Genomic DNA, 418 nt, shown 5'->3' with positions numbered 1-418 from the left:
CCAGAATCCTCGAAGCTATGCCATTTACCATTGATTTGTTGCCAGCCTGTTAGCATTTTGCCTTTATCGTCATAATAGTATGTCTTACCATCTTTTTTAACAAACCCTGTCAGAGTAGTTTCCCCATATTCATTAAAGTAATATGTTTTGCCGTCAATAGTTGCTGTGCCATTCACAGCAGAAGATTGGCCATCTTTAAAATGATATTTTGCTCCACCAAATTCCTTCCAACCGGAATAGTTAATTCCATCTTCTAAACTAAAATATGTCACTGTATTACCTAATCTGCTGATCCCTAGTGGCTTAATTACACCCTCTTTCCCAAATGGTAATGTTTTATTGTCAAAAGTAACATTTTTTGTTTTGTTTAGAGCTTTTCCATCCAGCCCAGTAGCCAACCAAAGCCTACCTTCTTCGG

General features: G+C 37.6%; 1 pseudogene. It reads right to left on the bottom strand.

Annotated features, from left to right (window positions below):
* Window positions 1-398: pseudogene (locus tag MR109_RS29800) on the bottom strand (cell wall-binding protein); the annotation flags it as partial.
* Window positions 399-418: the final 20 nt, after the last annotated feature.

This window comes from Bacillus cereus group sp. BfR-BA-01310, from assembly GCF_022664325.1.
GTDB classification, from domain to species: Bacteria; Bacillota; Bacilli; order Bacillales; family Bacillaceae_G; genus Bacillus_A; species Bacillus_A paramycoides.
Note: the sequence above shows the minus strand (reverse complement) of the source record. Positions and strands in the feature narration are given on the sequence as shown.